15 protein-coding genes and 1 pseudogene are annotated in these 21193 nt (G+C 36.9%); 6 read left to right on the top strand and 10 right to left on the bottom strand.

Features of this window, described 5'->3' with window-relative positions; all coding sequences use genetic code 11:
* Positions 1 to 115: 115 nt before the first annotated feature.
* On the bottom strand, positions 116 to 1006 hold the full coding sequence (gene pheA, locus TERY_RS02265) for a prephenate dehydratase (protein WP_011610331.1): 891 nt from the start codon (positions 1004 to 1006) through the stop codon (positions 116 to 118).
* A gap of 402 nt (positions 1007 to 1408) precedes the next feature.
* On the opposite strand from pheA, the gene TERY_RS02260 reads away from it, so the two are divergent.
* Positions 1409 to 1999, top strand: coding sequence for a DUF1997 domain-containing protein (locus TERY_RS02260; RefSeq protein ID WP_011610330.1), 591 nt, complete (start codon positions 1409 to 1411; stop codon positions 1997 to 1999).
* Positions 2000 to 2252: 253 nt separating this feature from the next.
* On the opposite strand, the gene TERY_RS02255 is transcribed toward TERY_RS02260, so the two are convergent.
* The 8 genes from TERY_RS02255 to TERY_RS02220 form a co-directional block, all read right to left on the bottom strand.
* Positions 2253 to 2891 (bottom strand): LON peptidase substrate-binding domain-containing protein, encoded by a 639-nt coding sequence (locus TERY_RS02255; RefSeq protein ID WP_011610329.1) that lies wholly within the window; start codon positions 2889 to 2891, stop codon positions 2253 to 2255.
* Between the two features lie 465 nt (positions 2892 to 3356).
* A complete protein-coding gene (rpsJ, locus tag TERY_RS02250) occupies positions 3357 to 3665 on the bottom strand; it encodes a 30S ribosomal protein S10 (RefSeq protein ID WP_196797285.1) in 309 nt (102 codons plus the stop codon).
* A gap of 254 nt (positions 3666 to 3919) precedes the next feature.
* Positions 3920 to 5149: an elongation factor Tu gene (gene tuf / locus TERY_RS02245; RefSeq protein ID WP_011610327.1), complete on the bottom strand. Its 1230-nt coding sequence runs from the start codon at positions 5147 to 5149 to the stop codon at positions 3920 to 3922.
* 261 nt (positions 5150 to 5410) lie between these two features.
* Positions 5411 to 7486, bottom strand: a complete 2076-nt coding sequence (gene fusA / locus TERY_RS02240; protein ID WP_011610326.1) for an elongation factor G — start codon at positions 7484 to 7486, stop codon at positions 5411 to 5413.
* 96 nt (positions 7487 to 7582) lie between these two features.
* Entirely contained in the window at positions 7583 to 8053 is a 471-nt protein-coding gene (gene rpsG, locus TERY_RS02235) for a 30S ribosomal protein S7 (RefSeq protein ID WP_011610325.1), read from the bottom strand.
* Positions 8054 to 8170: 117 nt separating this feature from the next.
* Complete coding sequence (gene rpsL, locus TERY_RS02230) at positions 8171 to 8545, bottom strand: 30S ribosomal protein S12 (protein WP_011610324.1); 375 nt, start codon at positions 8543 to 8545, stop codon at positions 8171 to 8173.
* Positions 8546 to 9483: 938 nt separating this feature from the next.
* The gene (locus tag TERY_RS02225; RefSeq protein ID WP_011610323.1) at positions 9484 to 9807 is read right to left on the bottom strand and encodes an iron-sulfur cluster assembly accessory protein; all 324 of its coding nucleotides are present in this window, start codon (positions 9805 to 9807) and stop codon (positions 9484 to 9486) included.
* A 32-nt stretch (positions 9808 to 9839) separates the two neighbouring features.
* Positions 9840 to 10250: a cupin domain-containing protein gene (locus tag TERY_RS02220; RefSeq protein WP_011610322.1), complete on the bottom strand. Its 411-nt coding sequence runs from the start codon at positions 10248 to 10250 to the stop codon at positions 9840 to 9842.
* A 913-nt stretch (positions 10251 to 11163) separates the two neighbouring features.
* Between TERY_RS02220 and ltrA the strand changes: the two are divergent.
* Positions 11164 to 13055 (top strand): annotated as a pseudogene (ltrA, locus tag TERY_RS32180) (group II intron reverse transcriptase/maturase).
* A 20-nt stretch (positions 13056 to 13075) separates the two neighbouring features.
* On the opposite strand, the gene TERY_RS34375 reads toward ltrA, so the two are convergent.
* Positions 13076 to 13354 carry a hypothetical protein gene (locus tag TERY_RS34375; protein WP_011610319.1) on the bottom strand — a complete coding sequence of 93 codons (279 nt, stop codon included), beginning with the start codon at positions 13352 to 13354 and terminating at the stop codon, positions 13076 to 13078.
* Between the two features lie 1303 nt (positions 13355 to 14657).
* On the opposite strand from TERY_RS34375, the gene TERY_RS36015 reads away from it, so the two are divergent.
* From TERY_RS36015 to gltB, 4 genes are all read left to right on the top strand, one after another.
* Entirely contained in the window at positions 14658 to 14789 is a 132-nt protein-coding gene (locus TERY_RS36015; protein ID WP_370496465.1) for a hypothetical protein, read from the top strand.
* Between the two features lie 487 nt (positions 14790 to 15276).
* Complete coding sequence (locus tag TERY_RS34370) at positions 15277 to 15426, top strand: hypothetical protein (RefSeq protein WP_196797202.1); 150 nt, start codon at positions 15277 to 15279, stop codon at positions 15424 to 15426.
* A gap of 430 nt (positions 15427 to 15856) precedes the next feature.
* On the top strand, positions 15857 to 16159 hold the full coding sequence (locus tag TERY_RS02200) for a zinc ribbon domain-containing protein (RefSeq protein ID WP_052845739.1): 303 nt from the start codon (positions 15857 to 15859) through the stop codon (positions 16157 to 16159).
* 218 nt (positions 16160 to 16377) lie between these two features.
* Complete coding sequence (gltB, locus tag TERY_RS02195) at positions 16378 to 21018, top strand: glutamate synthase large subunit (protein WP_011610318.1); 4641 nt, start codon at positions 16378 to 16380, stop codon at positions 21016 to 21018.
* The last annotated feature ends 175 nt before the right edge of the window (positions 21019 to 21193 follow it).

The raw sequence follows: 21193 nt of genomic DNA, 5'->3' as shown, positions 1-21193 counted from the left end.
ATAAAATAGGAAAGTATTTAGATATTAGGAAAGTATTTAGATATATAGAATATATTTATGATCAACAGTCAGGAAAGATCACAAAACCAAACTGGTAATTAAATACTAATCACTATTAATTGATAGACATAAGAATATAACTGCCAAAAATTTTAAGGGTTTGTGTATAGGTTTTTAATTCTTCTATCGCTACCTTAACAGAATTATGATTAATATTAGCTTCTATATCAATAAAAAATAAATAATCACCTAGAGATAGTTTTGTTGGACGAGATTCTATTCTACTCATATTAATCTCCCTTTTAGCAAATACTTGCAATGGTTTAACTAAAGCTCCAGGTTCATTTGCAGGTACAGTAAAACCTAAAGAAGTAAAAACTAAATTTTCTGGCTTATCTCTTGTATTAATTATTAGTTTAAAAGCTGAATTTTCCATTTCTGTACATCCTTTTTTCAATACCAAAAAGCGAGTACAATTATCAGAATAATCATTAATTGGATAAGCTAATACAGGTAATTTATAAATTTTAGCAGCTCTATGAGAAGCGATCGCTCCGGCACTCCGCTCTTTTTCCAAATGCTCTAATGCTTCTGTAGTAGAATTAGCTGGAACTTGCTTTACTTGCGGTAAAAACTTTTCTAGCCAACCTTGACATTGAGCTAAAGCTTGTGGATGAGAATAAACAATTTTAATCTCCTCAAAACTAGTAGCTAGTGATATCAACCCATGAGAAATAGGTAAGACTAATGCTGTTTGAATTTCTAAAATATCCAGTTTCCAAAGCGTATCTAAAGTAACAGTAACGCTTCCTTCAATAGAATTTTCTACAGGTACAACTGCCAAATTCACTTGCTCTTGAGAAACTGCCGATAAAGTTTGAGCAATACTAGGGTACGGACACAGAATAGATTTTTGACCATGCTGGCCCAGTTTTTCAGAAAATGCCACTGCTGCCGTTTCTGTATAAGTTCCAGCAGGACCAAGATGTGCAATAGATATAGTCATTTCAGTTATAAGTTATCAGTTATCAGCTATGAGTACCTCTGACTGAAACCGGAGGCCAGAAAATCCAAAATGACTTTTTTTTATCCCCTTGAATAAGAACCTCACTCTATTTGAAATTTTACATCCAACAAAATTTTTACAAAGTACAAATAATTTACATTTTTGCAAAATAAAATTACATTTGTTTACTTACTTCCCATTTGTGAGGCAATATCATTTATGAGAATTAATTAATCAATATTACCATTTTACCTAAATCTGAATGTTAGTTATTGACCAAACTTGACTATATACTTTAATATAAAATTAATGAAATTAACAAACTTTAATGTTAATTAATATTATTTCAATGTTAATTAATATTATATTTTAGCTATCAGCTATTGATTTTTTTTTAAAATTATGATTTGTAAATTTACTGCTTCACAATCAGTAGATATTCCTGTAGTAGAACAAAAAGTTCCTATTCAACATTATCTTCGTCAACCAAAGCGCTTAGTTAATGCTTTAGTTGACCCAACAAGATTAGAGCAATTAGATCAAAATTGTTTCCGCCTAAAAATGCGTCCACTACACTTTATGATGTTAAGCATTCAACCAACTGTAGATATGCGCTTGTGGTCTAGTACTAAAGGCAAAATTTACTTAAAGTCAGACAGATGTGAAATTCGTGGTGTAGAGTATATAAACCAACGCTTTAACCTGAATCTGGTTGGTATCCTTGATACCCTAGAATTGAAAGGAGTTACTCATCTCAAAGGTCAAGCTGATTTAGAAGTTAAAGTAGAATTACCCCCTCCATTATTGTTGACACCATTACCAGTCTTAGAAACAACTGGTAATAGTTTACTCAAAAGTGTATTAATGACAATCAAACAAAGATTAACCCATCAATTATTACTAGATTATTATAAATGGGCTAATGATGAAACCCAGGACTTAATCAAGAACAAAAACTATCCTATTTTATCTCCTAGTAGCCAAGGGATATAATTCATAAGTTTGATGTATTAGCATTTATACTTTTCTTCAGAGCTCACGGGATCTACATAAGAAATTGCCAACAATGTTACAGTTTAACAAACAGTATATAATACTCTACTTTATACGTTCCAACTAAACCCATTTGGTATATTTTTTTACCTCAATGCTGTCTCATAGAGCAGCATTGAGATGATGTCCAATCAAAAAAAACATTAGGTTTTGCAGTTAAGCAACTTTGAGAGTAAGTAACTTTGAGAGAATGTCAATTTAAAGTATCCTTAAGAACAGTTCTAGCTGCAAGATGATTGCGGGTAGAAGTGAGAATTTCTACTTCTCTTTCTAGTCTAGCACCAGTATCTTGCATCTCCAAAAGAGCTTGCTGTTCTGTCGCCACACCATAAAGATTACTAGCTACCCAGTAGGATAATTCTTTAGGTAAATTAGGAATATCTTCTGGTAGCTCTATCCTCTGATCCATCAATTTTCCCGAAAGATGAACTACATCTTTCAGTAAGAGATCAACTTTTGTTGTTAACTCTCTAAGCTCCTTTTCAGAAGGAGCATCTTCTATCCATTCAACTAAACCAACTAAATACGGTTTTTCTCTAACCGTATCTAAAACTCTAAATCTCTTCTCACCTATAGTTAAAATCTTCATTCGATCATCAGGTAAACGCTGATAATCCTCAATTCTAGCGCAGCATCCAGTTGCCACAACTCGATCTTGGGTTGAGTCCCACATCATAACTCCAAATCTACTATCACTCTCTAGAATTGTATTCATCATAATTCTATAGCGAAATTCAAAGATATATAGTGGTAATGGCCTACCCGGAAATAATACTACTTCTGGTAAGGGAAATAGGGGAAGTTCTCGAACAGCTACAGAAGAGGATGCCATTTTCCAGTTTTAATAGAGTCTTAGTAATTAGACTTATTATAAGCGGATTTTTCTATCCTTGGATATATATATACTTAATATTTTTGATAATTTTGAGATTTTTGATAATTTTGAGATAAAAATTGAGGATCACCAAGGTTTTGAGATATTGCCTTAGTTAGATCTTAAGGTTAATTAAAAACCCGTGCTCTTGCTTAAAGGAGCAAATATTAATTTACAGCTATTTTAGAGTTTATTAGTTACAAAGTTTTAGGAGCTTAGAGAATAGTTAAGAGAGATTAATATCAAAATATACCTCACTATCTTCAACACTATCCTCAACAGTACCCTAAGATTAATATTTACCTTATCAAAGTAAATCTAACTCTAAGATATCAAAAACTGTAGATTAGCAAATTACTTCTTAAGGCTATGGCATTATTAACAAGTATCAACTCTTATCTATTTGCTCATGGCTTAGTTTATCTATAGCTTCACTTCAATATCTACACCTGCTGGTAAATCAAGTTTCATCAAAGCATCAATTGTTTTTGAGGAAGGTTGATAGATATCTACAATTCTACGATGTGTCCTGGTTTCAAAATGTTCTCGTGAATCTTTATCAACGTGGGGCGATCGCAACAGACAATAAATACGTCTTTTTGTGGGCAAAGGTATTGGCCCAATCGCTGTTGCTCCTGTTCTATTTGCCGTATCTACAATTTTCTCACAAGATGTATCTAGTAAACGGCGGTCAAATGCTTTCAAACGAATACGAATTTTTTGCTGTTGAATTGTGGCCATTTATTTTCAATTTTCTAGGTTCAGATTTTTAATTTTTCAATTATCAATTGCTAGTTTTCTTTACTTGCAAAGGACTAATATGAAGTTAGAAGTTTTTTTGGTAACAGGGATGAGTCAGCAATCCTCTAAAAACATTTCCCCTTAAAAGGCGAAGTTTTAGACTTTCGTTAAATAAGCAGCAGAAAAGCAAAAATCAATAACTTACATAACTGCTTTTCTACTACTTAATTTCTCAGGACGTTTTCCTACTCTACAATCTTAGAGACAACACCAGCGCCAATAGTTCTCCCACCTTCACGAATGGCAAAACGCATACCTTGTTCAATGGCCACTGGATTGATTAGTTGAACTGTCATTTTAATCCTGTCACCAGGCATGACCATCTCTGCCACACTACCATCATCAGCAGTAAAAGACTCAATAGCACCAGTCACATCTGTTGTCCGAATATAGAATTGAGGGCGATAATTTGGGAAGAAAGGTGTATGACGGCCTCCTTCCTCCTTTTTGAGAACATATACTTCTGACTCAAACTTCTTATGGGGAGTAATAGAACCTGATTTAGCTAAAACCATACCACGTTGGATATCATCTTTCTGCATACCACGTAGTAGTAATCCTACATTATCTCCAGCCATTCCTTCGTCCAGAATTTTCTGGAACATTTCCACACCTGTAACAGTACTATTGCGAGTATCTTTAATTCCAACCAATTCTACAGTTTCCCCAACTTTTATCTTACCACGTTCAATCCGTCCTGTAGCTACAGTACCGCGACCCGTAATAGAAAATACGTCTTCTACCGCCATTAAGAATGGCTTATCAACATCACGTTCTGGTTGAGGAATGTACCCATCAACTTCATCCATCAGAGAGAGAATTTTATCTACCCATTCATTTTCTCCCTTTCCTATTCCTGGGTTTGCTGTTAGTGCTTCTACTGCCTGTAAAGCAGAACCAGCCACGATAGGAATATTATCTCCATCAAAATCATAGTCGCTTAAAAGTTCCCTAACTTCCAGTTCCACTAGTTCTAAAAGTTCTTCATCATCTACCATATCTTGCTTGTTAAGGAAGATAACTATATTAGGAACCCCCACTTGTTTTGCTAACAGAATATGCTCACGAGTTTGGGGCATTGGGCCATCTGCAGCTGAAACTACTAGAATTGCACCATCCATTTGAGCTGCACCTGTAATCATATTTTTTACGTAGTCAGCATGTCCTGGACAATCTACATGAGCATAGTGACGTCCTTCTGTTTCATACTCTACATGAGCAGTATTAATTGTGATACCCCGTGCTTTCTCTTCTGGAGCTGCATCAATATCTGCATAATTTCTTGCCTTAGCCTTTCCTTGCGCTGCTAGACTCATTGTAATTGCAGCAGTTAAGGTTGTTTTACCGTGGTCTACATGGCCAATAGTTCCAATATTGACATGAGGTTTATTTCTTTCAAATTTTGCACGTGCCATTAATAACTTTTTCCTTTTTTTTCGTAGTTAATTCTGCTTCCCTTAAATTAGGAAATTGATACACTAATTAATAATAAGATAAACTCTGAAAATCATGCTTATTCCTTTACCTAATATTTTTTAGCTTTTGCTTTAGACAATTAATTGCTAACTTTTTCAGTAAATTGCAAGTTTTCATTTATTTATCAGTTATTTGATTCTTACATTATCTAATCTCAGAACTAGAATTTTAACCTAAAAAACACAAAATTTCCCAAACCACTAAACATACCCTCTACTTTTAGAAATAATAGTCTCAGCGACATTATGAGGCACTTCCTCGTAATTACTAAATTCCATCGAAAACACACCGCGACCTTGAGTTTTTGACCTCATATCAGTAGCATAACCAAACATTTCTGCTAAAGGAACTTTTGCCATTACTTTTGCCATACCTGTTTCTAATCCTTGACCCTCTATTTGTCCTCTTCGAGAGTTTAGGTCTCCGATAATATTACCGATAAAATCTTCAGGTACTTCTACCTCTACCTTCATCATAGGCTCTAATAATACAGGTGAAGCCTTAATTACACCTTCCTTAATTGCCATAGAACCAGCAATTTTAAAAGCCATTTCCGAAGAATCCACATCGTGGTAAGATCCATCTACTAGAGTAGCCTTAACATCTATTAATGGATAACCAGCCAAAACACCGGCTTCACAAGCTTCTTTCATTCCTTGCTCTGCTGGACTAATAAACTCTTTAGGTACTGTCCCTCCAACAATTTTAGAGACAAACTCAAAGCCACTACCTGGGTCTCCTGGTTCCAGCTCTATGACCACATGACCATACTGACCTTTACCACCACTTTGACGGATAAATTTACCTTCTGCCTGAATCTGTTGGCGAATAGTTTCTCGGTACGCTACCTGTGGTTTACCTACATTAGCTTTCACCTTATATTCCCGAAGCATCCTATCTACTAATATTTCTAGGTGTAGTTCGCCCATACCAGCAATCACAGTTTGATTAGTTTCAGGATCAACACTCACCCGAAATGTAGGGTCTTCATCAGAAAGAGCCTGAAGAGCTTGAGACAATTTATCTATATCCTGCTTGGTTTTCGGTTCTACAGCAACTGATATAACTGGCTCAGGGACATAAAGAGACTCTAGGATAATTGGATTATCTTTATCACAAATCGTATCTCCTGTCAAGGTGTCTTTTAAACCCACAACTGCTCCCAAATCTCCAGCTCGCAATTCATCGACCTCTATTCTGTCATCAGCTTTCAGAACAATTAAACGAGAAATTCTTTCTTTCTTATCTTTAGTAGAATTTAAAATATAACTGCCTTTAGCAAGGACTCCAGAATATACCCGGAGGAAAGTGAGACGACCATAAGGGTCTGACATAATTTTGAATGCCAGAGATGCTAAAGGGGCTTCATCATCTGCTGGCCTCACATCCAATTCTCCATTAGGCAATGTACCTTGAATTGCTGGAACTTCTTGAGGAGCGGGCAAATAATCCACTACCGCATTCAACAAAAGCTGAATACCTTTGTTTTTGAAAGCAGAACCACATAATATAGGTACAACTGTACCAGAAATAGTAGCAAGACGTAGAGCTTTACGAATTTCCTCTGCTGTTAGTTCCTCCCCTTCTAGATACTTTTCTGTCAAAGCATCATCAGTTTCAGCTACAGACTCTACTAACTTGAGACGATATTCTTGAGCCAATTTTTCCACATCTGCTGGAATTTCTGTTTCTTGAATATCTGTTCCCTGGTCATCATTATAGATCAAAGCTTTCATGGCCACCAAGTCCACAATTCCAGTAAATTCATTTTCACTACCGATAGGAATTTGAATAGGAACTGCATTAGCACGGAGACGATCACGAATTTGCTCATACACCTTAAAGAAGTTAGCCCCTGTTCTGTCCATTTTATTGATAAAGGCCATACGAGGCACTTGATAACGGTCAGCTTGACGCCAAACCGTTTCTGATTGAGATTGTACTCCTCCCACAGAACAAAAAACAGCTATTATACCATCGAGAACCCTCATCGAACGTTCTACTTCGATGGTAAAGTCTACATGTCCTGGAGTATCAATAATATTAATTTGATGGTCTAACCACTTGGTACTAATAGCAGCCGCAGTAATAGTAATTCCACGTTCACGCTCTTGAGCCATCCAGTCGGTAACTGCGGTGCCATAGTGAACCTCTCCCATTTTATGTACTATGCCAGAATAAAATAGGATTCTTTCTGTTGTTGTTGTTTTACCAGCATCAATATGAGCTGCAATACCAATATTTCGCACACGCTCAATGGGCATAGTTCTTACCACAGTTACCTCCTTCGTTGATCTATGCTACCCATTTTTAGAGTTGATTAAAATTGCCTACTGTTGGGACAACCATCAAATTTCTCTAATCCTAATCTATTAGTAACGATAGTGAGCAAAGGCTTTATTCGCTTCTGCCATCTTGTGAGTTTCTTCTCGCTTACGAATAGCACTACCCGTTTCATTAGCTGCATCCATCAACTCATTAGCTAGTTTCATGGCCATTGTCTTGCCACCTCTAGATCTTGAGTATTGAACTAACCAACGCAAAGCCAGAGTAGTTCCTCTATCAGAGCGTACTTCCATTGGCACTTGATAAGTAGCACCACCTACACGACGAGCTTTAACCTCTACTAGGGGCGTCAAATTCCGAACTGCCTTTTCAAATAATTCTAGTGGATCTGAATCTGTCCTTTCTTCAATAGCTTTAAAGGCATCGTAAACAATATTATAGGCTACAGACTTTTTTCCATGACGCATTATGCGTCGTACAATCATGGTAACTAACCGACTATTGTACTTAGGATCTGGAGGAATAGGACGTCTTTGAATAACTCTACGACGAGACATAATAAAAACCAATAAATTTAATTTTCAACAATGGGTAATAGCTTTATGTAAAGTTCAATATTTGCTACCCTACTTAAATTTTACCCAGGACTTTCAAGAATTTTACATTTTACTAATTTAAGCTTTGGGCTTTTTAGCTCCATACTTAGATCGACTTTGCTTGCGGTCTTTTACTCCTGCAGTATCTAATGTGCCACGAATTATGTGATATCTTACTCCAGGTAAATCCTTAACCCTACCCCCCCTAATCATAACTACAGAGTGTTCCTGTAAATTATGACCAATACCAGGGATATAAGCGGTCACTTCAAAGCCTGAAGTTAGACGGACCCTAGCTACTTTCCGTAGAGCCGAGTTGGGTTTTTTTGGTGTCGTTGTATACACCCTTGTGCATACTCCACGACGTTGAGGGCAACTTTTCAGTGCCGGAGATTTGGTTTGCTTTTCTGTATCTTGACGAGCTGAACGAATCAGTTGTTGAATTGTGGGCATTAGCAACAGTTTTGTCTAATTGTTTTTATATTTTCGCCACAGAATAATTCTAGGCAAGTTTACTTGACCAATTTTTTTCTCTATACTCTCAAAACCGAATCTATACATTTAGGCCAATTACTATTATGATACTCAGTTTGTGAACTGATATATTTTGTTGTTTCTCGAAAGTAAAGTTATATTATTTGCATAATACCTAAAATCCTGGGAATTTTAATTAAAGGTCTGCTGAATAAATATACAAACACAGAATTTTCCAAGTTTTAAGTGCTAAATTTACTGACTGAAAGTATTATAAAATTAGTTAACTCATATTAAAAATTAGATATTTACCTTAGTATTCCAGAAGAAAAAATGTAGAAAAATTAACATTCCAACCATTACTATAGTGCATAAGAGCCATTGCCCTCCCTCACCCGTAACACTTTTTCTGCTAACCCTAATCATAGAGCTTTAAGAGCCATTTGCGGCCCTCAGCCGTAACACTTTTTCTACCAACCCTAATTAAATTATCAGATTTGGGAATAATTCACTAGTTTAAATTAATCTCACCCTGCTTTACCTACAAAATGATCAAACTCTTAATAGCCATATATACAGCATAATTATCACACATTATATAAATCACAACGCTTTGAGGAAAATCCCCAAAGCGCAATTTTAACTTTGCTGCATCGAATGACCCCAGTGCCAATATTTAAAGTGCTTTAAGCCTCCTATTTTTTTAGGAACATAACAGAAAAACCTGCCACAAGATTTTACAGCTTGCTATGAGGTATATTTCTCGGTTAAATTCATCATTTATTATGGTTACACTCATAGGGTTATTTGGTGCAACAGCGCAATTTTTAGGAAGTCTCGGGAAAATAACAGGGTTAGTTTCCTATAAGTTTACAGACAGTCTTTTATCTTAAATCAGTGAGATATATTTGTCAATACTAAACAGAAAAAGAATTACCACAACCGCAAGCTACTTTAGCATTCGGATTATTAAATCGGAATCCTCCACCCATAAGATCCTCAGAATAATCTAAGATTAATCCATTCAGGTAGTTAAGTTGTAGAGAATCCACTACAACTTTTACTTGGCCATAATCATAAACTCGATCATTACTATCCTGTTGTGTATCAAATTGCATTGTGTAACATAAACTACAGCAACCACCAGGTTTAACTCTTAGGCGAAATAAGATATTTGGTTGATTTTGTTTGGACTGAAGACGGATAATCTCTTGGACTGCTGTTGCACTCAAGTTAATCATTGAGAATCTTTTTTTCTTACAACAAGTATAATTTATGAGTTTGTTCGAGCATAATCATCTTGAAAACGAATAATGTCATCCTCTCCAAGATATTCCCCATTCTGTACCTCAATTAATACCAGAGGAATAACTCCTGGATTCTCTAAGCGATGTGGAGTACATTGAGGTACATAGGTAGATTGATTGTTTTCGAGGATTTCTTCTTTGTTACCACAGGTAACTTTAGCAGTTCCTGACACTACAACCCAATGTTCACTACGGTGGTAGTGCATTTGTAGGCTAAGTCGATGGCCTGGTTTTACTTCTATGCGCTTTATTTTGTATCTATTTCCTTCTTCTAAAATTGTGAATGATCCCCAAGGACGTTCTGTAGGAGTAAATCCTTGTAAGTTAGAAGGTATAGATAATTTAGGAGCAAGGTTAGCTTGATTATATTTTACCATTCTTTGACGCTCTCCAAAAAACAATAGTAATGTTAAACTTGTCCACTTTACTGATGGACTATTAATGATATAGTATGAATATAAATTTTATATGAGGTATTATCAGATTACATACTGATAGATAAATATTTTTCGAGTTAAATGGGAATTTATATCAACCATAGTAAAGTTACCTCTGCTACTATCATTCCCTATTTGAAATTTTTCTATAATTTATATCAAATCTTTACATGGGCTATTTTTACTTGGCCATAATCATAAACTCGATCATTACTATTCTGTTATGTATCAAATTGGATTCATTATGTAAGATAAATTAGTACGACTCGTTGGCCACTAAGCCATACAACTAGGTATACATGGCCGTCCCAAGTAACACATGAGGACAACCTCAACTTGGAGATAACTCTTATTACCTTGATGGTGAAATCCCATCCACCTTGTTGTTAGGTTGACAGCATAGACCACAGGGTAGCGAATGAACATCAATCCCTGAAGCTGGTTTAAAAGCGGGAAAATACCAGTTACCGAGGAACGATACCGCAAGCAAAGGTTGACAAAGTGGACAAACAGGAAGGTAATAAAACTCTCGTAACTTGCAACCATTCCAAAGGTAGCTATGGGATGTAGGACGAAAGTCAAAGGGTTAATGAACATAAGTATTTTTTTGCTTAAGTTAACAACCATATAGCGCCCTTCGGGAGAATTTACCCCACTAAATCAATCGTAATAAAGGAATAAGGGAACGAGGAAACCTCTTTAAGACACCTAAGTAAATAGGTCGAAAACTTAGGAAGCCATTCAAGGTCAATCTGCACAAAAGTTGTAGGTCTTAAGGAGAGTAGGATTGAGTAAGAAGCATATTAATGCAGACGTAATCACTGTTAGACGTAATGTAAAGTAATAACTAGCTATGAATAAAGCTAAAACCCTAAAAAGAAGTTTAGAAAATCCTAAACCATTTTTAAGCGTGGCATGGGATACAAACGATATACCAGATCCATGTAGTGTTAATCCTAATCTTAAATGGAAAGACATTAACTGGAAAAAGGTAGAAAAGTATGTGTTTAAGTTGCAAAAATTAATTTACAGAGCATCCAGCCGTGGCGAAATCCGCAAGATGCGTAAATACCAAAAACTTCTGACCAAAAGTTACTACGCCTTGTTGCTAGCTGTTAGACGGGTGACTCAGGATAACCAGGGTAAAAAAACTGCGGGTATAGATGGTATAAAGAATCTACCCCCAATGCAAAGATTAAACCTGGTAAATTTATTAAAAAGACGCCGATTAAAAGCAAGCCCAACCCGCAGAGTCTGGATACCAAAACCAGGGAGGAATGAAAAACGCCCATTAGGCATACCTACTATGTATGATAGGGCGCTACAAGCCTTGGTTAAGTTGGGTAGGTCACCAGAGTGGGAGGCACACTTTGAATTTAACAGTTATAGCTTTAGACCAGGGCGGTCAACACATGATGCTATTGCAATCTATCTCAGCATTAATAAGAAACCAAAATATGTATTAGATGCTGACATATCCAAATGTTTTGACCGAATTAATCATGATGCTTTGTTGAGAAAAATGGGTCAAACACCTTACAGACGATTAATCAAACAATGGTTAAAATCTGGAGTGTTCGACAACAAGCAATTCTCAAAAACTGTGGAAGGTACACCACAAGGAGGGGTTATTAGTCCTTAAAGAGCAAACATCGCCTTACACGGTATGGAGAAGTGCCTAGAAAAATACGCCGAAACCCTACCGGGAAAAAAACACGGCAATAAAAAGGCACTATCCTTAATACGCTATAATACGCTATGCTGATGATTTTGTCATCCTACACAAAGACATCAAAGTAGTAATTCAAGCAAAAACCGTAATACAGGAATGGTTAAACCAGGTAGGATTAGAACTAAAACCAGAAAAAACTAAAATTAAATTGCTCACACCTTAGAAGAATATGAAGGAAATAAACCCGGATTTGACTTTTTGGGATTCTATATTAGGCAATATGAGGTTAAGACAGCCAATAAAGGATTTAAAACAATCATAAAACCATCATCCAAGAGTATAAAAACTCATTATCGGAAACTGGCGGATATATGTGATAAATACAAAAATGCCTCCACAAAAGCTTTAATAACTAAACTTAATCCGGTAATAAAGGGATGGGCCAATTACTTCTCTGCCATAGTTAGTAAAAGTACATTCAGCAAGCTGGATATGCTTTTGTGGAAAAGAATAGGTCAATGGGCAATGAGGAGGCACCCAAACAAGTTAGCCAAATGGGTAAAGAAAAAGTATTTCCCTCACTGCAAAATAACCAGAAACTGGATACTTAACGACGTGGCCATAATAAGGCACGTTAAAGTGAAAGGCAATAAATCTCCTTATGACGGCGATTGGACTTATTGGAGTAGTAGAATTGGAAAGCATCCAGGCATAAGGAAAGAAGTAACAACGCTGTTAAAACGGCAAAAGAATAAATGCGCATTCTGCGGATTAACCTTTAGGTCAACCGACCAAATGGGAAGTAGATCATATAAAAACAAGGTCTAAAGGTGGTGACAACACACTTAAAAATAAGCAACTGTTGCACCGACATTGTCACGATACTAAAACTGCCTTAGACAATAAAACATATCCAAAACCTAAAATTACAGGACTTACCTGATGAGTATTTATGGGTAAACGATATGTTAACTCTGAGACAAGGATGTACCTATGCAAAAGGACGTTTAAGAGAGGAGCCGGATGAGGTGAAAGTCTCACGTCCGGTTCTGAAGACGAGTCGGGTAGGTTAGCTTAACTGGCGAATGTTTAACTAGGAACCACTAGGTTTAACTTTTAGATGAAATAAGACATTTGAATGATTTTGTTTGGACTGAAGAGGAATAATCTCTTGGGCTGCTGGTGCACTTAAGTTAATCATTAAAAATTTTTTTTTACTTACAAGTATATTTAAGGAGTTTGTTCGAGGATAATTATTTTGACAATTAATAATGTCATCCTCTCTAAGATACTCTTTATTTTTTAACTCAATTAATACTAGAGGAATAACTTCTGATATCTCTAATTGTTTCAGTGCAAGAAACTCACCCATGTTACTATTTCGTTGAGGAAAGAGTGCACATTGTTTGAAGGATAAGGTTTGTTGTCCATGTTAGTATTTTGGTTTGACCATGGTAAAGGATGGCAAAGGACAAATATATCGGACTGCCTCCTAATTAATTCCCATCTTTCCTGAGTTATAAGTTGATGCTCCTGAGCCTTGACGGATAGACTAACTCATGCATGTTTTTTCAGCGAACCATGTAGTAAGAGTTTTGAGATTAATTTTAAGATCGCTTTTCGCCCAAATAAATTATTGGAGCTGATATTCAATTCCTTCTCAGGAGTTCCCATGGAACATCTCTACTATTGTAGTCTACCCATAAGAAACCGCTGTAATCAATAAAGTTGTAAGTATAATACCAAATCAGCAAGAAGTGTGAGAAGGTTTTATTAAAGTTACAGCCCTTGTTCAATAAGGAATCAAGGAAAAAAAAGGCTTTTAAATGTATTATGATAAGTTGGATACAGACATAAAGAGATATTCTAAAAATTCAAAACATTTGTCTGATCAAGATTTAGATACAGCATATGATCGGATATCATAAGTACGAAAGGTGAATAGTAAAACTCTTGTATTGTGGCTATTTTTCCCGTAAATTTGACCTCAAAGTTGGGAGTAAGTGTTGTATTGAGTTAAGCATTATATAATAGCCGGATTTTGGATAAAATCTAAAATACAAATATAGCTTTAGTGAAAAAATGAAAAAGTATTATATGAGCTTCGGTTGATAGAGGAAACACTGGACTATAATTTATAAAAAAAAATTCTAACTTCATAGTCCATCACTTACAGGGGGGGGGTGCTTAAACTTGTTTTGCTATCTGACCTCAAATATCTCTCTAGCTATGCTATTAGTTCACTTAGTACTTGCTAAACTTGCTAGTTGTTGAGAATCAAGAATTATTATTTGAAGATCTAATTTATTCCATTATTGTCTGTTGTCGAATTTTTTTTGTGGCTGATAAAAAATGTTGTAAAATATGTTATAATGATAAAGAAAATATTAAGTTAAAATTGATAACATTAAAGATACTATTAGTCTGTACAAAATTGCTAGTGCCTTTTAGATTATACATCTGTATGTGTATCTAGATGGAAGGAGCCTCTAGCTGGAGGGCATAGTGAGGCCATGATAATTGGACTATGTGCCATTACTACTGCTAGAGAGGGAAATCCAAAAGTAATTATTCTAGGGAAAAATAGTATTGTAATTATATGTTATTAAAATACGGGTGCGTTTACAGAAAATAATGCAGATTACTTATAGTCTAGGCTAAAGGAAAGTGAAGCTATGGGAAGAAGAGGACGTCAGCTAGCCAAATTATATTATGGTGGGTCTTGGGTATATTGGGATATTTTGGGTATTATGAAGAATTCAAAATCAGAGAGTTTTAATCTAGCTAGTAATGATGCTCTAAAATAGATTTCCATTGTTGAGCGTAAAGTATAGTTCAATATTTGAATGTTGTCCCAAGTGTAGTCGCCCTCATGTTGCTAAGGATAGATTTGTGGGACAAAAATCAAGCTTCAAGTGCAAATCCTGATGCTACTAGTTCATAACTGAAAATATAAAGTGGGGGTGAAATTATGGATGAATCTTGAAGTAGTTCTCCTCTACATAAGTGGTCTTTAGAAGAATGCTATTTCTCAAAATCTTGAGGTTTTTACTTAATCAGCCCTGTATTGGGTAAAGAACTTTCCCAGAGGTAACTCGTGAAAAGCGGGAGCCGGAAAAGATAATTTTAGTGGAGTTGAATCAGTTATGGTATTTTGTGGAGTCAAAAAAAACGGGTTTGGATCTCAATATACTATGACCGTGATCATCAGTGACTAATGGATAGGGGGTTAAGAGATCGTGATAGTGAGACTTAATGAAGACTGCTCGAACCCTTGATTAATAGGAGACGACAGTGTATTGTACAGATTATTGGAAGGGCTTTGAAACTTGTCTTGGAGAAAAGAAAGATGCGCATCATTTGGCAACCAAAACAAAAACTAAGAAAATTGAAGGAATAACTGAAACAATAAGTATTGGCTTGCTCGCTTTAGGGGAAAAATAAAGGTCTTCTCCTAGAATATGAAAATGCTGGAGCTCATCATGGCGTCATTGAGTAGGTTTAAGGTAAAAATAGTAGTATTGACTTGGGTGCTAACTGGAGGCTAAGATTATTAAGTTGCTCTCCATTGTATCAAGTTTCAAATAACGTTAAAATCTAATTCATTCTATTGTTCAATTTGTTATGTAGTTTTGCTTTAAGGAATTCACAAAACAATTGGCCAAGTTTTCAATTTGAGTAAATCAATTAGGGTTTGCCAAAAAAGTCTGATTAGTGAGGCTAAGGAATGAGTAATGCTCAATGGTTGCAGGATGTTAATTTTTCTGCATTTTTCCCACTCAGGTCAGGGAAAATACTAATTTTTAGCCAATTTTTAAATATTAATTTTGTAGTTTTTTGGCACTTTTATCAAGGTTGAGCAGGACTTAAACTGATGTTTCATCAGGATTCTATGTTTATTCAGCTAGCTCTAATTAATGATGCAGGATGGGGACAGTTCCTATCTATTTTGACTGTCAAAGCTGAAAATGCTGGACAAAAAACAATAACTGTAACTCCAAATGCTATAAGTCAAGATTGCTCAAATTGTCGAGAAATAGTCCCTAAAGACTTATTAGGGAGAAGCTATTCCTGTCTATACTGTGACATTGTTATGTGTCGCGATGAAGAGGCAAACAGAAATATAAAATATAGGGGGGTGGGGCATCTCGTCCTTCGCATATCGCCTGTATCCTAGGCAACAGCCGGGCTAGTAAGGGATAAACTTACATTATACTGCAAGGTTAATGTGAAAGTATGTCAAATGAAAACTTCTATATAAAGGAAGAGAAAAAAAATAAGGTTTCAAGCCTCTGTGCCCTTTTAAGGGAATGAAAAAACATTCGATTCAGTATTTGCAGGCTCTAGTTTGAGTTGAAGGTGCTGATAGTTGATTAATGATAACTTATAACTGACATGAATCAATCTCATACAAATCTCAAAGCGGATCAAGGAACTTATCAAGGCCAAAGATGGTTGGTAGAAGAACGGGATGCCTGTGGAGTAGGTTTTATTGCTCACCCATCAGGGAAAAAAAGCCATGAAATTATATTGAAAGCTTTGCCTGCTTTAACTTGCTTAGAGCATCGCGGTGGTTGCAGCGCAGATAAAGATTCAGGGGATGGAGCGGGTCTAATGACTCAAATTCCTTGGGAGTTGCTGTCAGAAAACTTAGAGTTAAACCCTGATAACTGTGGTGTAGGAATGATATTTTTGCCCCAAACGGAAAAAAAGGCGGCAATAGTACGTCAGATAATTGAAAAAAAAATCAGGAACGAAGGTCTAGAGGTCGTGGGTTGGCGAGTTGTACCAGTTGTACCAGAAAGATTAGGAGTACAAGCTAAAATAAATCAACCACAGATAGAACAAATTGTTGTCAGTTCAGATAAGTTGCAAGGGGATGAGTTGGAGCGATCGCTTTATTTAATCCGTCGTAATATTGGACGTGTGATAGAAGAAGAAGGTTTGAGCTGGGGAATAGATACTTATATTTGTTCATTTTCTTGTCGCACTATTGTATACAAAGGTATGGTGCGCTCTGCGGTTCTGGGAGAATTTTACACAGACCTGAAAAATCCAGCTTATAAAAGTTCGTTTGCGGTTTATCATCGACGCTTTAGTACGAATACGATGCCCCGATGGCCTCTTGCCCAACCTATGCGCTTACTCGGTCACAATGGAGAAATTAACACTCTATTGGGAAACATTAACTGGATGAGAGCACGGGAGGCAAGTCTGAGTTCTTCTTTATGGGAGTCACGACTAGATGAGTTGAAACCTTTTGTTGATAATCAAAATAGTGATTCGGCAAATCTAGATAATGTGATGGAATTAATGGTGCGTTCAGGAGGTAGTCCACTAGAAGCGTTGATGATCATGGTGCCAGAAGCATATAAAAATCAGCCAGATTTGATAGACTATCCAGAAATTACTGATTTTTACGAATATTATAGCGGTTTGCAGGAAGGCTGGGATGGTCCGGCACTGTTAGCGTTTAGTGATGGTAAACAAGTGGGGGCAGCTCTAGACCGGAATGGTCTGCGACCAGCACGTTATTGCATTACTAATAATGATCTAGTTATTGTAGCATCGGAAGCAGGAGTAGTTGAGATACCAGAAAAAGAAATACTTGAAAAAGGTCGCCTCGGTCCTGGACAAATGATTGCTGTAGATTTAAGGACTAATGAAATTCTCAAAAATTGGGAGATTAAAAAACGCATCAGTGGACAACAACCCTATAGAGAATGGTTAAAAAACAGAAAGCAGATCATAAAGCAACCATTTATAGCAAATTCTCAACTAGAATCACAAAGTTTACTGCAACTACAAACAGCATTTGGTTATAGTTTAGAAGATCTGGATCTAATCATTACTGATATGGCAAATTTAGGGAAAGAACCAACATTTTGTATGGGTGATGATATTCCCTTAGCAGTGCTTTCGGGACGTCCTCATTTGCTATATGACTATTTTAAACAAAGGTTTGCTCAAGTGACAAATCCTCCTATTGATCCGTTGAGGGAGGGAATGGTTATGTCGCTGAATATGTTGCTGGGTAAGCGTGGTAATTTATTAGAGGTTAGTGGGGAAAATGCACGGTTATTAAAGGTGGAATCACCTGTATTAAATGAGTCAGAATTAAAAGCAATTCGGGATTCAGAATTTGCTACAGAAACTATTTCTACTATATTTGCTGTAGCTGATGGGCCAGAAGGTTTGAACAGGGCAGTGAAGAGTTTGTGCGATCGCGCAGTAAAAGCGGTTGAGAATGGTAAGGAAATTCTGATTTTATCTGACAAATGTGACGGGGGAATAAATGCAGATTTTACTTATATTCCACCTCTGTTAGCTGTAGGTGCGGTTCACCATCACTTGATTCAAGAACGGTTGCGGATGAAAGCATCTTTGGTGGTGGAAACAGGTCAGTGTTGGAGTACTCATCACTTTGCTTGTTTAATTGGTTATGGAGCTAGTGCGGTTTATCCTTATTTAGCATTAGAGTCTGTGCGTGCTTGGTGGTCTAGTTCCAAGGTGCAAAACCAAATGGAACGGGGTAAAATTACAAAAATTACTATTGAGGAAGCTCAGAAAAATTATCGCCAAGCAGTGGAAGCAGGGTTATTAAAAATTCTGTCGAAAATGGGAATTTCTTTGTTGTCTTCTTATCAGGGGGCACAGATTTTTGAGGCTATTGGTATTGGTGGAGATTTATTAGAGTTAGCTTTCCGAGGAACTACTTCTAGGATAAGTGGTTTAACTGTGCCAGAGTTGGCACAAGAGGTGATTTCTTTCCACGGTCGGGGGTTCTTAGAACTGAATATTAAAAAGCTGGAAAATTATGGGTTTGTGCAATATCGCCCTACTGGGGAATATCACATGAATAGTCCGGCAATGGCAAAAGAGCTTCATAAGGCAGTTACTGCGATTAATGGTAGTAATGGTAATGGTAAAAATATAGATCTAACGGAGTATGATCACTATGAAGTTTACCGGAAATATTTGCAAGAGCGACCAATAACGGCTTTGCGGGATTTGTTAGATTTTCATAGCTCTTCGCCTTCTATACCTCTTGAGGAAGTGGAACCGGCAGCAGAAATAATGAAGCGTTTTTGTACTGGTGGAATGTCCTTGGGATCGTTGTCACGGGAGGCACATGAAACTTTGGCGATCGCAATGAACCGAATAGGGGGTAAGTCTAATTCTGGGGAAGGTGGAGAAGATCCTACAAGATTTAAAATCTTAAATGATGTTGATAATCAAGGTTTGTCTCAGTTATTCCCTCATCTCAAGGGACTGCGAAATGATGATACTGCTTCTTCTGCTATTAAACAGGTTGCTTCTGGTCGGTTTGGTGTGACTCCAGAATATCTGATGAGTGCTAAACAGATTGAAATTAAAATTGCTCAGGGGGCAAAGCCGGGTGAAGGTGGTCATTTACCTGGTAAAAAGGTGAGTGCTTATATTGCTAAACTACGTGGTTCTAAACCTGGGGTTTCTTTGATTTCGCCTCCTCCTCACCATGATATTTATTCTATTGAGGATTTGGCACAGTTAATTTTTGATCTCCACCAAATTAATCCTAATGCTGGTGTTTCTGTGAAGTTAGTTGCAGAAATTGGTATCGGTACTATTGCGGCTGGTGTAGCTAAAGCTAACGCTGATATTATTCAGATATCTGGTCATGATGGGGGTACTGGTGCTTCTCCTCTGAGTTCAATTAAGCATGCTGGTGGTCCTTGGGAATTAGGTTTGACTGAGGTACATCGGGTATTGATGGAAAATCAACTGCGCGATCGCGTTCTTCTTCGGGTAGATGGTGGCCTAAAAACTGGTTGGGATATAGTTATGGCTGCTTTGATGGGTGCTGAAGAGTTTGGTTTTGGTTCTATTGCTATGATTGCTGAAGGCTGTATTATGGCTAGAATTTGTCATCTTAATACTTGCCCAGTTGGTGTGGCAACTCAGCAGGAGAAGTTGCGTAATAAGTTTACTGGGGTGCCTGAAAATGTAGTCAATTTCTTCTGGTTTATTGCTGAGGAAGTACGAACTATTTTGGCTAGGTTGGGTTATCGTTCCCTCAATGAAATTTTAGGCCGTGCTGATTTGCTGAAAGCACGGGAAAATGTGAAGTTAGTTAAGACAGAAAGTTTGAATTTAAGTTGTTTGCTTAAGTTGCCAGATACTCGTAATAACCGTGGTTGGTTAAACCATGATACTGTTCATAGCAATGGTCCGGTTTTAGATGATGTGCTATTGGATGATGAGAAAATTCAAGGTGCAATTTGCAACCAGGGTATTGTTTATAAGACGGGAATAAAGGTGGTTAATACTGACCGTACTGTGGGAGCAAGGTTGGCAGGAGCGATCGCTTCTCGTTATGGGAATACTGGTTTTGAAGGGTTGATTAATCTCACGTTTAATGGTAGTGCTGGTCAGAGTTTTGGTGCGTTTAATTTGCCAGGAATGACGTTAGTATTGGAAGGTGAGGCTAATGATTATGTTGGTAAGGGAATGCATGGTGGAGAGATTATTATTAAACCACCTGCAGAGGGACGTTATAACTCAGAGGAAAATGTGATTGTTGGTAATACCTGTTTATATGGTGCGACTGGTGGTATTCTCTTGGCTAATGGTCAAGCTGGGGAACGTTTTGCTGTTCGTAATTCTATGGCTAAGGCTGTTATTGAAGGTGTTGGAGATCATGCCTGTGAGTATATGACTGGTGGTGTTATTGTTTGCTTGGGTAAGGCGGGCCGTAATGTTGGTGCTGGTATGACTGGGGGAATTGCTTATTTCTTTGATGAGGATGGTGATTTTCCGGCTAGGGTGAATAATGAAATTGTTTCTATTCAGCGGGTGTCTACATCAGCAGGTGAGGCGCAGTTGAAAGAGTTGATTTCATTACATTTTGGAAAGACTGGTAGTCCAAAGGCAAAGATGATCTGGGCTAATTGGTCTGAGTGTTTGCCGAAGTTTTATCAAGTTGTACCTCCTTCTGAAGCTGATACGGCTGTAGCAAAGGTTGAGACTGGAAGTCAGGCTGTTGTTAAGGTATAGCTTCTGTTGATTATTAAATAATTTGGGGGCGATCGCTATTTATCGCCCCTTTTTTAGTTTTTGGTTTTTAGTTATTGGTTATTGGTTGAATAGTTACCCTTGGGAAGCTCTTATGATGAGGTAGGAGGGTAAATAAAAGGTTGACAGAATCTATGATTATCTTTTATAATCTTTG

It is taken from the genome of Trichodesmium erythraeum IMS101 (assembly GCF_000014265.1).
Classification (GTDB): Bacteria; Cyanobacteriota; Cyanobacteriia; order Cyanobacteriales; family Microcoleaceae; genus Trichodesmium; species Trichodesmium erythraeum.
Note: the sequence above shows the minus strand (reverse complement) of the source record. Positions and strands in the feature narration are given on the sequence as shown.

Bases quoted from the DNA above. Each gene is read 5' to 3' on its own strand.
- TERY_RS02225 (WP_011610323.1), bottom strand. From the start codon at position 9,807: ATGATTAACTTGAGTGCAACAGCAGTCCAAGAGATTATCCGTCTTCAG.
- TERY_RS02260 (WP_011610330.1), top strand. From the start codon at position 1,409: ATGATTTGTAAATTTACTGCTTCACAATCAGTAGATATTCCTGTAGTA.
- tuf (WP_011610327.1), bottom strand. From the start codon at position 5,149: ATGGCACGTGCAAAATTTGAAAGAAATAAACCTCATGTCAATATTGGA.
- TERY_RS34375 (WP_011610319.1), bottom strand. From the start codon at position 13,354: ATGGGTGAGTTTCTTGCACTGAAACAATTAGAGATATCAGAAGTTATT.
- TERY_RS36015 (WP_370496465.1), top strand. From the start codon at position 14,658: ATGGGAAGAAGAGGACGTCAGCTAGCCAAATTATATTATGGTGGGTCT.
- TERY_RS02200 (WP_052845739.1), top strand. From the start codon at position 15,857: ATGTTTCATCAGGATTCTATGTTTATTCAGCTAGCTCTAATTAATGAT.
- gltB (WP_011610318.1), top strand. From the start codon at position 16,378: ATGAATCAATCTCATACAAATCTCAAAGCGGATCAAGGAACTTATCAA.
- rpsG (WP_011610325.1), bottom strand. From the start codon at position 8,053: ATGTCTCGTCGTAGAGTTATTCAAAGACGTCCTATTCCTCCAGATCCT.
- TERY_RS02220 (WP_011610322.1), bottom strand. From the start codon at position 10,250: ATGGTAAAATATAATCAAGCTAACCTTGCTCCTAAATTATCTATACCT.
- TERY_RS02255 (WP_011610329.1), bottom strand. From the start codon at position 2,891: ATGGCATCCTCTTCTGTAGCTGTTCGAGAACTTCCCCTATTTCCCTTA.
- rpsL (WP_011610324.1), bottom strand. From the start codon at position 8,545: ATGCCCACAATTCAACAACTGATTCGTTCAGCTCGTCAAGATACAGAA.
- pheA (WP_011610331.1), bottom strand. From the start codon at position 1,006: ATGACTATATCTATTGCACATCTTGGTCCTGCTGGAACTTATACAGAA.